Raw genomic sequence first — 14,010 nt, 5'->3', positions numbered from 1 at the left:
CTTGTGCGCAGATACCCCATGGGGTATCTTTGGTGCGGAGGTACACATGAAAATCATCATCGTAGGCGGAGTTGCGGGCGGAATGTCGGCGGCTACCAGGTTGCGCCGGCTCGACGAGAGCGCCGAGATCATCGTGTTCGAGCGTGGCCACTACGTATCGTTCGCGAACTGTGGCCTGCCGTATTTCGTGGGGGGAGTCATCCGTAATCGCGATGAACTGCTGCTGCAGACCCCTGAATCCCTCGAGGCCCGCTTCGCGCTCGACGTGCGCATCGACACCGAGGTCGTAGAAATCGACCGTGCGGCCCAGACCGTCTCGGTGCGCAATGTGCTCACCGATGAAGAGAGCGTCGAGCACTACGACCGCCTCGTGCTCGCCGCTGGCGCCTCGGCCCGTTCCGGGACAAGCGACAGCACCATTCCCACCCACACCCTGCGCACCGTCGACGACGTCGACCACATCACCGCGGTGCTGGCGCAGGCCGACGCGGCATCCGCCGTGGTGATCGGCGGCGGATTCATCGGCCTCGAAGCCATCGAGAACCTTGTGCTCCGCGGCGTGCAGGTCACGCTCGTGCAGCGCGGGCCGCAGATCTTCACTCCGCTCGACCCCGAAATGGCTGCGCCCGTGCTCGATCGGCTGCGTGAACGCGGCGTCGATGTGCGGCTGAACACCACTGTCACCGGGGGTTCCGGGAACAGCGTTGAGCTCAGCGACGGAACCACAGTGTCCGCCGACCTCGTGATCGACGCGAGCGGAGTGCGCCCCGACGTGACCCTCGCCGAGCGGGCTGGCCTCCGCATCGGCGAGAGCGGCGGCATCTGGGTCGACGGCACGCAGGCCACGAGCGACCCGCTCATCTTCGCGGTCGGCGACGGCGTCGAGAAAACGGATGCCGTCAGCGGCTCCGGCACGCTCGTCACCATGGCCGGCCTCGCGAATCGCCACGGACGCTCGGTCGCCGACAGTATCGCCGGCACCCCCGAGCAGGCCGCCCCGGCCGTCGGCGCCGGAATTGTCGGGATCTTCGGCCTGACCGTGGCCACGGTCGGCTGGAACGAGAAGCGACTCGTCGCGGCCTCGCGCGCCCACCGGATCGCGCACACGCACCCCGCCAACCATGCGGGGTATTTTCCCGGCGCGGAGGGTATGTCCATCAAGCTGCTCATCGACGCCTCGACAGATGCAATTCTCGGCGCCCAGATCGTGGGCGGTGAGGGAGTGGACAAGCGCATCGATGTGATCGCGGTTGCGATGGCGGCGGGGCTGAGCGCATCCGCTTTAACGCGTCTGGAACTCGCCTATGCGCCGCAGTATGCCTCGGCGAAAGACCCGATCAACCAGCTCGGCTATGTGGCTTCGAACCTGGCCCAGGGCACCAGCATGACCCTGCAGTGGCACGAGCTGGCGGAGGCCCGCGCTGCTGGCGCCGTGCTCGTTGACGTGCGCTCGGCCGGGGAATTTGCCGCTGGCAGCATTCCCGGCGCGCTCAATGTGTCGCTCGAGGACCTGCGCGAACGGCTCGATGACCTGCCGAAGGTACCGCTGATCGTGCACTGCCAGGTCGGCCAGCGCGGCCACACCGCGGCCCGCATTCTCACCCAGCACGGATTCGACGTGCGCAACCTCGACGGCGGCTACCGAACCTGGCTCGCCGGAACTGTCACCTCACCCATTTTGGAAAGAGCCCTCGCATGAAAGAAATCACCGTCACCGAACTGTCCGCGCTCGTTGAACCCGTCGTCATCGACGTACGCGAACCCGGGGAGTACGAAGCCGCCCACGTCCCCGGCGTGATTCACATTCCGATGGGCGAGGTTGTCGGGCGAATCGGCGAGATTCCAGCGGATGTTCCGGTGCACGTCATCTGCGCCCTCGGCGGTCGCAGCGCGCAGGTGACCGAGTATCTCGCGGCCCACGGCCACGATGCCGTCAACATTGCCGGCGGAACGACGGCCTGGCAGCAGGCCGGGCTTCCGACCGAGCAGGGGGCCTGAGATGGACGACGTTCGGGCGACCGAACAGAAAAAGATCCTCAACCGGTTGCGCCGGGCGCAGGGGCAGCTGACCGCCGTCATCGCTGCGGTCGAGGGCGGCGGCAATTGCCGCGACGTCGTCACCCAGCTCGCCGCGGTGTCGAGTGCGCTTGACAAGGCCGGATTCGTCATCGTGTCGACCGCGATGCGCGACTGCATCGCGAACCCCGACGACGAGAACTCGCTCACGGTAGCCGAGCTCGAAAAATTGTTCCTGACGCTCGCGTAGCGGGGGCGGCACGGCCGGGGCATCCGCTCGCCGGGCCCACCTTATGGCCGCGGGCCCAGTTTATAAACTGGGCCCGTGGACGGGGCCCGGGCCCCGTCCGAAAGAGCGGGGCTCAGGCCGGCAGAATTTCGGCGAGGAGCGCCTCGACGCGTGCCTTGATCTCATCACGAATGGGGCGCACGCTTTCGATGCCCTGGCCGGCCGGGTCGTCCAGCAGCCAGTCCTCGTAGCGCTTGCCGGGGAAGATCGGGCAGGCATCGCCGCAGCCCATGGTGATCACGACGTCGGACTGCTTGACGGCCTCGGTCGTGAGAATCTTCGGCACGTTGCCGGCGATGTCGATGCCTTCCTCGGCCATCGCGGCGATCGCCACCGGGTTGATCTGGTCCTTCGGTTCAGAGCCGGCCGAGAACACGTCGACTCGTCCCTGCGCGAGTGCGGTGAGATAGCCGGCGGCCATCTGTGAGCGGCCGGCGTTGTGCACGCAGACGAACAGTACGGAGGGTTTCATTGGGGTCTTCTTTCGTTTAGACGTGGGTACGAGCGGATGCTGCGGCCGGCGCCGAGTCGGCCACCGGCATCCGTTCGGGGAAAAGTCGCGGTTTCAGCCAGAGCGCGACGTAGACGAGGGCGACGAGGGCCGGAACCTCGATGAGCGGACCGACGATACCGGCCAGGGCCTGGCCGCTGAGCGCGCCGAAAGTTCCGATAGCGACGGCGATGGCGAGCTCGAAGTTGTTGCCGGCGGCGGTGAAGGCGAGCGTCGTGGTGCGCTCGTAGGTCATGCGCAACAGGCGTCCGGTCAGGAACCCGACCAGGAACATCACCGCAAAGTAGACCAGCATTGGCAGCGCGATGCGTGCCACGTCGCCGGGGTGGTCGATGACCTGCTGACCCTGCAGGGCGAACAGCATCACGATCGTGAACAGGAGGCCCCAGAGGGCGAACGGGCCGACCCTGGGCAAAAACTTGGACTCGTACCAGTCGCGGCCTCGGCGAGCCTCGCCGAGGCGACGGGACAGATAACCGGCCAGCAGTGGGATGCCGAGGAACACCAACACGCTCGCCGTGATCGCCCAGATCGAGAACTCGGCGCTCGTGGTCGGCAGGCCGAGCCAGCCCGGCAGTATTTGCAGGTAGAACCAGCCGAGGGCGCCGAACGCGACGACCTGAAAGACCGAGTTCACGGCAACGAGGAAGGCGGCGGCTTCGCGGTCACCGCAGGCCAGGTCGTTCCAGATCAGCACCATGGCGATGCAGCGGGCGAGGCCAACGATGATGAGGCCGGTGCGGTATTCCGGAAGATCGGGCAGAAAAATCCAGGCCAGGGCAAACATGAGCGCGGGCCCGACCAGCCAGTTCAGCAGCAGGGATGAGACCAGCAGGCGCTTGTCGGTGGCGACGGCACGGGCATCCGTGTAGCGCACCTTGGCCAGCACCGGGTACATCATGACGAGCAGTCCGATGGCGATCGGCACGCTGATCGACCCGATGGTGAACGCGTGGAGTACGTCGCCGACTGCCGGAACGAACACGGCCAGCAGCAGGCCGAGGCCCATCGCGGCGAGAATCCAGACCGGCAGCAGCCGGTCCATCGCGCCGAGCCGGGTGGGTGCTATAGCTGTGCTGCTCACAAATCTCCAGAAAATTGTGACAGCGTGTGTTACGGCGAACCGCGGTAACATTGATCGTTGTCGATGCTAACGCTAGGACATTGCATCGACCAATGTCAATCCAAGGAGGATGTGTTCAGATGACGTTTACCCAGACCCTGCCCCTGACCGACATTTCCCGCGGAGTCGCCTATGGCCAAGCGGATGCCGCCTGCTCCTCTCCGTCGGCGCGCGCGGCCATCGCCCCCGAACGCGCGGACTCCCTGGCCCGCTCACTCAAGGCGCTCGCCGACCCGGCGCGGCTGCGCATCATCTCGATCGTGGCCGCCCACGCCGACGCCGAGGCCTGCGTCTGCGACCTGACCGACCAGCTCACGTTGAGCCAGCCGACCATCTCCCACCATCTCAAGGTTCTCGTCGACGCGGGGTTTCTCACTCGGGTCAAGCGGGGAACCTGGTCGTACTACAGCATGGTTCCCGGCTCTCTCGAATCCGTCGCCGGAGTGCTCGCCGCGGTCTGACGCAGAGTCTGGTCTGCTCGGGCGGCAGCATCCGTTCGTCCTGCTCGATCATTCGTGACCGCTTGTCTTCGAGAAGTCCACCGATGGGGCGTGTATTCTGGCCACGGCGATGGATCCCGCCCGAGCATCCGCTCAAACTGCCCGCGCTAATGGTTCCTGCTGAGTGCAACAGGTAGGTGAACCATCGCCACGAACACGCCACGAGCCGTACACCTGAGCTGGCGCTACCTTGGCCTCGTCTTTCTCGGCGGAACCGTGGGCACAGCCCTCCGCCAAGCGCTCGGGCTGCTGCTGCCGCCGGTCGATCTTGCTGCGGGCGCCGACCTGCCGCTGGCTACCGTCGGCATCAACGTGCTTGGAGCCCTGCTGCTCGGGCTGCTGCTCGAAGCGCTCGTGCGCCGCGGACCCGACGCCGGCGGCCGCCGCACCGCGCGCCTGCTGCTCGGTACCGGCCTGCTCGGCGGATTCACGACCTACAGCGCCCTCGCCACGGACAGCGCACTGCTCCTTCACGGCGGCGCCATTGGAGCGACCATTGGCTATGCGCTGGGCACGGTACTACTCGGCGGCCTCGCTACCTGGCTCGGAGTCGCGCTGGGCGCGGCGCTGCACCGGCGCGCGAACGGTGGCGGCGCATCCGCTCAAGGGGAGGAGAACGGATGACCCCGCTCCTGTTCTTGGCCGTCGCTGCGGCTGGCGGACTGGGCGCGTCCGCCCGCCTATTTCTGGACGGCCTCGTGCGGGCCCGTCTCGGTGACGCGTTTCCGTACGGCACCACGGTCATCAATGTGAGCGGCTCGCTGCTGCTCGGTCTTATCACCGGCCTCGCCATGAACCACCTGCTCGCGCCGGAGTGGAGCCTCGTGCTCGGCGTCGGCCTGCTCGGCGGGTACACGACGTTCAGCACGGCCAGTTTCGAGACCGTGCGGCTGGCCCAGGCGCACCGGTATCTGGCCGCGCTGGCCAACGGAATCGGCATGCTGGCGGCATCCGTTATCGCGGCCGCGTTTGGTCTCTGGGCCGGGCTCACGCTCGGCTAGCACCCGCGCGCCCGTGGCGCTGGACCTGCGCCAGTGCGCGGGAGTTTCGCCTCCCGCGCAGCGGCGCAACTCCCGCGGCGCCGTGAAGAAGCCGGCGGGCTACTCGCCGGGCGCAGCGGTCATCTGTGCGGTAACGAACGCCTCGAACGCGGCGGCGTCGGAGTTGGAACCGGTGTACTTCACGCCGTTCACCAGCACGGTGGGGGTTCCCTTGACTTGTTCAATGTCGGAGTTGGGGATGGGCCCATCGAGCGCGCGCTGCGTCGACGCTTCGACCCAGCCGGAGTAGGTCTGATCGGCGATGCAACTGGCAACCTCGGGGGAGGTTGCTCCTGCCCCATCCACGAGTGCGGTCAGCTCGGCATCCGAGAGGCCGGTCGTGTTCTCGGCCGGCTGTTCCGCGAACATAGCCGTGTTGAAGTCGAGGAATTTATTGGGGTCGAAGTCAGCCACACAGGCGGCGGCGTTGGCGGCACGCGTGGCGTACTTCGTGCCCGACGACAGCCGGTCGAGAATGGAGATCGGGTGGATCTCAACCGTGGCGTTGCCGGCGGTGACCCAGCTCGTGATCTGTTCGCCGTTGGTGGCCTCGAAATCGCCGCAAATGGGGCAGAGGTAGTCGACGTACATCACGATGTTGGCCGTGTCGGCGAGCGCGCTCTGGTCGGTCGCGATGGGGTCGGCATCCGCTTCGAGAGCGGCCGACGTGGCAGCGGAGACCGTGGTGCCGTCGCTGCCGAGTAGGATGCCGTCACTGGCCATGTTGGCCGGTCCTGGCGCCGCGGGTGCACTGACGTTGTTCACGACGACGAGGGTCACGATGGCGACCACGGCGAGCAGGCCGATACCGATGCCGCCGCGCAGGAAGAGGCGACGGCGTTTATCCCGCTTCGCTTGCTCGGCACGCATGAGGCGCGCGGTTTCGCGGGCTTCCTCGCGGCGGTCTTTTTTGGGCGGTCGGGCCTGGCCGGAAGTGCTCATGCGGGAGTTCACCATTCGTTCGTCGCTGTGCTGCCGAAACAGCCGATGTCTACGACGTTAGCGGCCCTGCTTAACGCTGCGGTTCAGACTGGCTGGGAGCAGACCCGCCTGCGGGCAGAGAACGGCGCATGGTCGTCGAGAGTTGACTAGCGGATTCGGGTTGTCAGCGGCGCGTGCTGAAGGCAGCATCGAACGCGGCAGTCGGAGCGTCAAAGACCAGCGAGCGCAGGAAGGCGAGCGCCTCCGGTGCTCCGATCAGGCGATCCATTCCCGCATCCTCCCACTCCACCGAAATCGGGCCGTCGTCCCAACGGCGCGCCCAACCCGACTGCACTCTTCCTGCAAAGAGTCATCTGTCTGTTTCTGGTGCTGTGCTCCAAGTTTCGATTTAGCGATCGGCGATGGTGGTCTGTGCGGCGGCGTTGGCTGCGCGCATAGGGTCTGTCATATCCGTGTAGAAATTGTCCTGGGGATCCTTGATTCCCCAGCCGCGACCCAGATTTTCGATGTAGCCACACCAATGCCAGCCGATGATCCAAGGCTCCTGCATGATCGTTGCCAGACCATTCGCATAGTCCTGGCCGCGCTCCTCGTGCGTTTCCATGTCGCTGGTACGGTGTGGATTCATCGCAGTAGACACCCAATTGCCGATATCGGCGATCAGGACGGGCTTGCCAGTGAGCTGCTGCCAATTGCGGAGATCACCGATCATCGTCGCGTATTCCTCCGGGGATTTTCCAGTGAAATACTGCACGGAAAGAACGTCAACATAATCGGTCATCGCGCGGAGCACCGCTTCGGGGATGCCCTTGTTGCCGTTATAGCGGTCGCCCAAGTTCAAGTGGTTTGGGTCATAGCGACGAATGGCCTCGGTGATTGTCTTGTAATACTGCTGTGCCACGTCGTACAACTTGGCGTCGTGCTCCTGCGTGGACAGGCCGTCGAAGCCTGGCCAGAACTGTCCCGCCGCGTGGGGGAGCCACCCGGGGATGTCGACAAGGAAGTATCCGATGAGGTTTGAGCTGTCTTTGTGATCCGAAGTCATTCGTCGCGCGAGCCAGTCCGCATACTTGGCGAAGTCTTCGCCGTACACGTCGCGGTATGCGGGGTGGCCATTCCAGTCTTCGATTTCCTGCACCCGGAGCTGCACGACATAGGGCATACCCGCCTCGAGCAGGTCGCGATCGGGCCACGGATGCGAGTGGCCAAGATCGACGGGGTCACCGAACCAGTCGAGCGCCTCGCCCCACCCCCCGCTGATGTACTGACTTGTCCAACCGATGGTGTTGAAGTTCAGCGACTGCAAGTCTGCGACAACGCCCTGTTCCCATTTCTGCCGAGATCCATATCTTTCATTCCACACGTCGACATTGTGGGGATATCGCAAATCAGAGTCGTCGATATGGTTCACACCGAGGGACACGAACGGCTTTCCCTCGGGATCAATGAAGCTCCATGATCCGGTTGAGCTCTGCGCAACGGTGAAGAAGCGAGTTCCTGGGCTTTCTGGTACGGCCATAATCTGATTTGTCCTTTCCGACGTCATTATCGTTTTTTGCTCAGCGATATGGCAGCGATCATAATCTCCCGAAGAAATCCAGGTACGCAGCAGCCAATGCCTCTGGATCTTCCTCTGCGAGTTGGTGGCCCCATGGGAGGATGACGGCCCGCACGTCCTCTGCCACCTGGCGCATCTGGCGTTCGTTGTCCTCACCGATGAAGTACTCACTCCCGACAGCGAGGACGGGCATCTTCAGTTTGGTTTTGGCGGATTCGTGGTTCTGGTCCGCGTCGTCGAGTGTCGCGCGGTAAATCTCCAACATGCTGCGGAGCCCACCGGGCGAGGAGTAGCACCGTACATATTCGTCGAGCGCATCGGGCGTGATCGCCTGGGGGTTGTGTGCCTCGTGCTTGATGAAGTAATTGAAGTATTCCCTCTCCTTGCCGGTGATGAGGAACTCGGGAAAGTCCGGCACGCTATAGAAGTTGATGTGCCACAGCCAGACATAGGTGCTGACATTCTTGCGGGTCAGGAATGAGTAGTCTTCGAGGCCGAACCCTGGCAGGATCATCTCCTGGAAGACGAGCTTCTTGACTCGGTCCGGATACTGAGAGGCAACTTGGTAGGCAGTTGATGCCCCCCAGTCCTCGCCAACCAGGTTGAACGTGTCGTATCCAAGGTGGGTGGCCAACTGCGCGATGTCCTCAGCCATGTTCTTCATGTCGAAACCGTTTTTGGGATGTTCCGAGTCACCGAGACCGCGCAGGTCTGGCGCGATGACGGTGTAGTAGGGCGTCAGAAGGGGAATTACGCGACGCCAATGGTATGACGTCTTGGGTACGCCGTGCAGCAGAAACAGCGGCTCGCCCTGCCCGGCGACGACGTAGTGCAGCCGGACGCCATTGACGAGGGCTCGTCCGTGCGTTGCTGGGACACCGTTATGGTCCTGAATAATATCCATGATCTATATTCCTTTTTCTCGCTTTTTTCAGTTCGAGTCGAACCACGAATTACGTCGAGACCCGTACGTGTGACAGGATCCGACGGATTAACCACTGCAATCGGGTGCCGTGCTTGGCGAATATCGATGGTGAACGAGCGCCTTCGCAATTGACCTGATCGGGAAAATACGGGTGTCAGTCAAGTGGGTGACTCGGCCGAGTTCGCTCAGCAGACGATTGAGGGCACTCGCCGACCGGTTTGGACGTCGAGGCCTCCTTCCTCTATGACGACCTCTGCCACGACCTTCCACGCGTGGAAGTGAAGTGAGGCCTGGTGTAAGCCGTAAGCAGCTGGAGTGCGGTAAACCTCGTAGACCCCAAAGAGTTGGGTCGCGCGATCGAGTTCGATCACGTCGTACTGCAAACAGTCTGTCTCGTCGGCGAGGGAGCGCTCAGCGAGATTTAGGATATCTGTGAGAAACCTTTCGCGCTTCGCTTCGCTCACCCGAATTTGGGCGTAGACAACGAACGCCGACTCCGGTTGCGTCATCATTGGTTTGTGAACGCCGCGTCAAAGGAGTCGGTCGGTCGTGTCCATAGCTTGGAGCGAACGAATGTGATCGCCTCGGCCGCACCGTGGAGCCGGTCCATTCCCGCATCCTCCCACTCGATCGAGATGGGTCCGCCGTAGCCGATCGACTCCAGAGCTCGGAATGCGTCTTCCCATGGCACATCGCCGTGTCCAGTCGATACGAAATCCCAGCCGCGTCGTGGGTCGCCCCAGGCCAGGTGGGAACCTAGAACACCGGCCCGGCCGTTGGCGGGGCGCAGGCGGGTGTCCTTGCAGTCCACGTGGTAAATGCGGTCTCGGAAGTCCCAGATGAATCCGACCGGATCGATGTTTTGCCACATCATGTGGCTCGGATCCCAGTTGAAGCCGAACGCCGTGCGATGACCGATCGCCTCAAGAGTGCGCACGCTCGTCCAATAATCGTAGGCAATCTCGCCGGGATGCACCTCGTGCGCGAATCGAACCCCCTCATCGTCGAAGACATCGAGGATTGGATTCCAACGCGCGGCGAAATCGTCGTAGCCGGCCTCAATGACCGACGCTGGCACCGGCGGAAACATTGCGACGTACGGCCAGACCGACGAACCGGTGAATCCCACTACGGTGTCGACGCCGAGCTTTCGGGCAACGCGCGCAGCACGTTTCATATCGTCGGCCGCCCGTTGCCGCACGCCCTCAGCCTCACCATCTCCCCACACGTACGGGCGCAGGATCGCCTGATGCCTAAAGTCGATGGGTGCGTCGCAGACAGCCTGCCCGGCGAGATGGTTCGAGATGGCAAAGACCTTCAAGCCGTACCGGTCTAGAATTTCAAGGCGGGATGCGAGGTACGCGGCATCCTCATCGGCGCGCTTTAGGTCTAGGTGGTCGCCCGACGCGGCGATCTCGAGACCGTCATAGCCCCACGAGGCCGCGAGCCGTGCCACCTCCTCGAAGGGGAGGTCTGCCCATTGGCCCGTGAATAACGTGACGGGGTGCGTCAGGTGGCTCATGCGGCCCTCGAGGTCGGCTGACGAGTTGGTACTACGTCGACCCAGTGGCCCGATTTCGAAGACTCGATTACCGCGTCCGTCAGTTGGGCTGCGCGCACACCATCAGCAAAGGTGGGAAGGCCATTGACGGCCTTGCCCTTGATTACAGAATGCACATCCCGCATGAATAGTCCAAAGCAATCTTGGTAGCCCTGCGGATGTCCGGACGGTACGGTGACGTAGGGCGCGGTGGCAGCGTGGTTCACCGCGTCAAGGCCCTTCGGAATGATTGAGATTCCTGAAGTCGACCCGATCCACAGACCGTTTGGATTTTCCTGGTCGAAGGCATACGAGTGGTGTTCACCATCGAGCGACATCCACAGCTGGTTCTTGCGCCCGGGGCTGGCCTGGGAGATCACGACGGAGCCTGTGGCACCGCGATCTGTATGGAACATCATGGTCACACCGTCTTCTGTGGAGACAGGGACCTCGCCCGCGTCCGAGAGACGAGTGTCATGGAGTCGAGAGCTCTGCGCGAGCAATTTGTCTATGCGATGACCGGTAGTGAATTCGAAGAGGTCGCACCAGTGCACACCTATGTCGGCGAAGGCACGGGATCCCGCGTCCGTCACCCGCCAGTTGTAGCTCGACTGCTCCGAGAGCCAGTCCTGCAGGTAGTGGCCATGCGCAAGCCAGATGCGTTCGCCCGAATCGGCGATTCGGGCCTTTGCTTCGCGAACCGTCGGATAGAAGCGGTAGACGAAGGGCACGGCGTTTACGACTCCCGCATCATCGGCGGCGCGCTGGAGCAGTAGGGCATCGTCGGCGGTGAGGGCTAGTGGTTTCTCGCATACAACGTGCTTGCCCGCGGCAATTGCGGCCAGGGCTAGTGGAACGTGCTGCGCGTTTGGAGTGCAAATGTGCACCAGATCGATATCCGGATGGGCGATCAACTCTTCTGGCGTGAGAGCCAACGGTACGTTCTCTTCGTCAGCGGCTAGTCGGGTTCGGTCGGCATCACGGCCGGCGTAGGCGACGACGACGCCGCCTACTGAACGCACAGCGTGTGTGTGCACACGTCCCATAAAACCGGTTCCTATTATGCCGCTCCGGAGCGGCCTGGTCATCACTTCTTCCTCGACAGAGCGACCGCTGCGATGATGATCGCGCCACGCACGACCGACTGCTGGGCGACGTCGAGCCCGGCGAGGATGAGACCGTTGTTAATGAGGCCCATGAACAGTGAGCCGACGAGCGTACCGATGATCGCCCCCCGGCCTCCGAAGAGGCTTGTACCGCCGAGAATTACCGCGGCGATGACTGTGAGTTCGTCACCCTGGCCCCACTGGAACCGGCCTGACTCGAGCCGGCCCGCGTAGAGCATCCCGGCAATAGCGGCGGCGATACCGGAGAGCAGTAGCACGGTGAATTTAATCCGTGCTGTGCGAATGCCGGTGTAGGCGGCCGCGGTGGGATTTCCGCCGGTCGCCAACACACGGCGTCCGAAACTCGTCCGGTTCATCGCGATCCATCCGATCGCGACGGCCACGACCGTCCAGACGAGGAGCCCGGGAATTGGACCGAAGTCGCCACCGCCGAATATCTGCACATACACAGTGTTGCCGATGGGCTGGGGTGCCGAGGCGGTAATCCACTGCGCGAGCCCCGCTGCGAGGCCGAGCATACCCAGCGTGACGAGGAAGGACGGGACCTTCAGTAGGGCTACGAGTCCACCGTTAATCGCCCCGATAGCGGCCCCGGAGAGCAACCCGGCGAGTATGCCGGGAACGAGACCCCATTGGGTCGTTGCCATGGCAGTGACGACGGAGGCGAGGCCAGCGATCGAGCCGACGCTGAGGTCGATTTCGGCCGTGGCGATCACGAAGGTCATCGCGACAGCCATGATCGAAATTGTTGCCGTCTGCCGCACTATGTTCAGCATGTTGTTGGTGGAGAGGAATCCGTCGCTGCTGAGGAAGATGGCGAACAGAATAAACACGACCACGAAGGCGATGTAGATGACGTTGCTACGCCAGTCAAATCGAGTTACAGCTCGGGAGATGAGGGATGGCCTAGTGGCCGTTGTGGGGCTGCTCATGCTGCCTCTCCTTGGATTATGAGTTGAAGCTGTTCCTCGCTCGCGACGTCGTCGCGGTTGAGTGCGCGGTCGGAGCGTCCTTCGCGGAAGACGATGATGCGGTCGGCGACCGCGAGGAGTTCTGGTAATTCGGATGAAATGAACAGCACAGCATTGCCCTCCGAGGCGAATTCACGCACGATGTCGAGGATCTCCGTCTTCGTGCCAATGTCGACACCGGAAGTGGGCTCGTCCATCACCAATAAACGGGGGCGTGTGTTGATCCATTTCGCCACGACGACCTTCTGCTGGTTGCCGCCCGACAGCCGGCTGACCGGCGCATAGGGGTCGGCGACCTTGACGCCAAAGCGGGTGACGAGCTGATTGGTCAGCTCGCGCAACTTGGTCATGGAGAGGAAGGCACCTGACTTCACGCGGTCAAGCACGGGAAGAGTGAGATTGTCGGAGACGGAGTGGTCAAGCACCAGCCCCTGATCGCGACGGTCCTCGGGAATTAGTGCGATACCCGCCTGCTGAGCAGCGAGAGGGGTACTAAAGCGAACGAGTTTGCCATCGATACTCAGCGTCCCCCGGGTGGGACGGTCCATGCCGGCGACCACGCGGGCGAACTCGGTGCGTCCGCTGCCCATTAGCCCGGCGAGACCGACGATCTCTCCGGCCCGAATCGTGAGGCTGACTGATTTGAGTACGCGGCCGCTCCCAATATTGGTGGCTTCCAGCAGAATCGGAGCATCGGCCAACAGCTGCCGGTCGCGATACACCAGGTCAGAGGCGAGCCTCCGTCCGATGATCGCTTCGATGATCTCAGCCGCGGTCAGTTGCGCGACCTCGGCTGCGAGCACGACGCGGCCGTCCCGCAGAACCGTGATGCGGTCGGCGACGCGGCGGATCTCGTCCATTCGATGAGAGATATAGACGATGGCGATGCCGCGGCTCTTAAGCTTGTCAATCAGTTCGAAGAGGTTCTCGACCTCGTGCTTGGCGAGGCTGGCCGTGGGTTCGTCCATCACCAGCACGCTGGCGTTCTTGGCCAAAGCCTTAGCAATCTCGACCAACTGCCAGTACGCGGTGCCGAGCGTCTCCACCCGCGCCTTGGGATCGATCGTGACACCCAGGCCATCAAAGATCTCGCGCGCGGCTTTTTCCGCAGCACGGTCGTCAACCAGTCCCGATTTACCGCGAAGCTCCCGATTGAGAAAGATATTCTGCGCCACCGTCATCGAGGGGATGAGGCTGAATTCCTGAAAGACCATGCCGATGCCGGCCCGTTCGGCATCGGCGGTGGTTCGAATGGCGACCGGCTGGCCCGCGACCTCGATGGTGCCAGAGGTAATCGGATGAACGCCCTGCAGAACCTTCATCAGGGTCGACTTGCCCGCGCCATTCTCTCCGGCAAGAGCGTGCACCTCACCGGCGACAATGTCCATGTCGACGGATTTCAGGACCTCGACCGGGCCGAAGCTCTTGACGATGCCCCGCATTCTTACCGCTGGAGAGCCGCCACCAG

The 14,010-nt window shown here is 63.2% G+C and carries 16 protein-coding genes, 1 pseudogene and 1 riboswitch; of the genes and pseudogenes, 6 read left to right on the top strand and 11 right to left on the bottom strand.

What is annotated here, in order from left to right; all coding sequences use genetic code 11:
• Positions 1-46: 46 nt before the first annotated feature.
• From E3T39_RS05940 to E3T39_RS05930, 3 genes are read left to right on the top strand one after another with little or no spacing between them, the layout of a single operon-like run.
• On the top strand, positions 47-1,699 hold the full coding sequence (locus E3T39_RS05940) for an FAD-dependent oxidoreductase (protein WP_134513787.1): 1,653 nt from the start codon (positions 47-49) through the stop codon (positions 1,697-1,699).
• Positions 1,696-1,998: a rhodanese-like domain-containing protein gene (locus E3T39_RS05935; protein WP_134513786.1), complete on the top strand. Its 303-nt coding sequence runs from the start codon at positions 1,696-1,698 to the stop codon at positions 1,996-1,998. The genes E3T39_RS05940 and E3T39_RS05935 overlap by 4 nt, the downstream gene beginning before the upstream one ends.
• A gap of 1 nt (position 1,999) precedes the next feature.
• Complete coding sequence (locus E3T39_RS05930) at positions 2,000-2,266, top strand: metal-sensitive transcriptional regulator (RefSeq protein ID WP_134513785.1); 267 nt, start codon at positions 2,000-2,002, stop codon at positions 2,264-2,266.
• 112 nt (positions 2,267-2,378) lie between these two features.
• On the opposite strand, the gene E3T39_RS05925 is transcribed toward E3T39_RS05930, so the two are convergent.
• A complete protein-coding gene (locus tag E3T39_RS05925; protein WP_134513784.1) occupies positions 2,379-2,777 on the bottom strand; it encodes an arsenate reductase ArsC in 399 nt (132 codons plus the stop codon).
• A gap of 16 nt (positions 2,778-2,793) precedes the next feature.
• Positions 2,794-3,861 (bottom strand): ACR3 family arsenite efflux transporter, encoded by a 1,068-nt coding sequence (gene arsB / locus E3T39_RS05920; protein WP_134513985.1) that lies wholly within the window; start codon positions 3,859-3,861, stop codon positions 2,794-2,796.
• A gap of 158 nt (positions 3,862-4,019) precedes the next feature.
• On the opposite strand from arsB, the gene E3T39_RS05915 reads away from it, so the two are divergent.
• The 3 genes from E3T39_RS05915 (at position 4,020) to crcB (ending at position 5,440) form a co-directional block, all read left to right on the top strand.
• On the top strand, positions 4,020-4,400 hold the full coding sequence (locus tag E3T39_RS05915) for an ArsR/SmtB family transcription factor (RefSeq protein ID WP_134513783.1): 381 nt from the start codon (positions 4,020-4,022) through the stop codon (positions 4,398-4,400).
• Between the two features lie 96 nt (positions 4,401-4,496).
• Positions 4,497-4,566, top strand: a riboswitch (Fluoride riboswitch).
• 17 nt (positions 4,567-4,583) lie between these two features.
• Positions 4,584-5,063, top strand: coding sequence for a CrcB family protein (locus E3T39_RS05910; RefSeq protein ID WP_134513782.1), 480 nt, complete (start codon positions 4,584-4,586; stop codon positions 5,061-5,063).
• Complete coding sequence (gene crcB, locus E3T39_RS05905; protein WP_134513781.1) at positions 5,060-5,440, top strand: fluoride efflux transporter CrcB; 381 nt, start codon at positions 5,060-5,062, stop codon at positions 5,438-5,440. Before E3T39_RS05910 ends, crcB begins: the two co-directional genes overlap by 4 nt.
• A 99-nt stretch (positions 5,441-5,539) precedes the next feature.
• Here the strand turns inward: crcB and E3T39_RS05900 are convergent, their stop codons facing one another.
• From E3T39_RS05900 to E3T39_RS05860, 9 genes and pseudogenes are all read right to left on the bottom strand, one after another.
• On the bottom strand, positions 5,540-6,421 hold the full coding sequence (locus tag E3T39_RS05900) for a DsbA family protein (protein ID WP_166784051.1): 882 nt from the start codon (positions 6,419-6,421) through the stop codon (positions 5,540-5,542).
• Positions 6,422-6,584: 163 nt separating this feature from the next.
• Positions 6,585-6,725 (bottom strand): annotated as a pseudogene (locus E3T39_RS05895) (sugar phosphate isomerase/epimerase); the annotation flags it as partial.
• An 84-nt stretch (positions 6,726-6,809) separates the two neighbouring features.
• Positions 6,810-7,940, bottom strand: coding sequence for an agarase (locus E3T39_RS05890; protein WP_134513779.1), 1,131 nt, complete (start codon positions 7,938-7,940; stop codon positions 6,810-6,812).
• 58 nt (positions 7,941-7,998) lie between these two features.
• Positions 7,999-8,883: an alpha/beta fold hydrolase gene (locus E3T39_RS05885; protein ID WP_134513778.1), complete on the bottom strand. Its 885-nt coding sequence runs from the start codon at positions 8,881-8,883 to the stop codon at positions 7,999-8,001.
• A 206-nt stretch (positions 8,884-9,089) separates the two neighbouring features.
• Positions 9,090-9,413: a putative quinol monooxygenase gene (locus tag E3T39_RS05880; RefSeq protein ID WP_166784050.1), complete on the bottom strand. Its 324-nt coding sequence runs from the start codon at positions 9,411-9,413 to the stop codon at positions 9,090-9,092.
• Complete coding sequence (locus E3T39_RS05875; RefSeq protein ID WP_134513776.1) at positions 9,413-10,426, bottom strand: sugar phosphate isomerase/epimerase family protein; 1,014 nt, start codon at positions 10,424-10,426, stop codon at positions 9,413-9,415. Before E3T39_RS05875 ends, E3T39_RS05880 begins: the two co-directional genes overlap by 1 nt.
• The gene (locus E3T39_RS05870; RefSeq protein WP_134513775.1) at positions 10,423-11,532 is read right to left on the bottom strand and encodes a Gfo/Idh/MocA family protein; all 1,110 of its coding nucleotides are present in this window, start codon (positions 11,530-11,532) and stop codon (positions 10,423-10,425) included. Before E3T39_RS05870 ends, E3T39_RS05875 begins: the two co-directional genes overlap by 4 nt.
• Positions 11,532-12,503: an ABC transporter permease gene (locus E3T39_RS05865; RefSeq protein WP_134513774.1), complete on the bottom strand. Its 972-nt coding sequence runs from the start codon at positions 12,501-12,503 to the stop codon at positions 11,532-11,534. Before E3T39_RS05865 ends, E3T39_RS05870 begins: the two co-directional genes overlap by 1 nt.
• Positions 12,500-13,984 carry a sugar ABC transporter ATP-binding protein gene (locus tag E3T39_RS05860; RefSeq protein ID WP_134513773.1) on the bottom strand — a complete coding sequence of 495 codons (1,485 nt, stop codon included), beginning with the start codon at positions 13,982-13,984 and terminating at the stop codon, positions 12,500-12,502. The genes E3T39_RS05865 and E3T39_RS05860 overlap by 4 nt, the downstream gene beginning before the upstream one ends.
• Positions 13,985-14,010 lie beyond the last annotated feature (26 nt).

Origin of the sequence: Cryobacterium suzukii (genome assembly GCF_004403185.1) — a bacterium.
GTDB classification, from domain to species: Bacteria; Actinomycetota; Actinomycetes; order Actinomycetales; family Microbacteriaceae; genus Cryobacterium; species Cryobacterium suzukii.
Note: the sequence above shows the minus strand (reverse complement) of the source record. Positions and strands in the feature narration are given on the sequence as shown.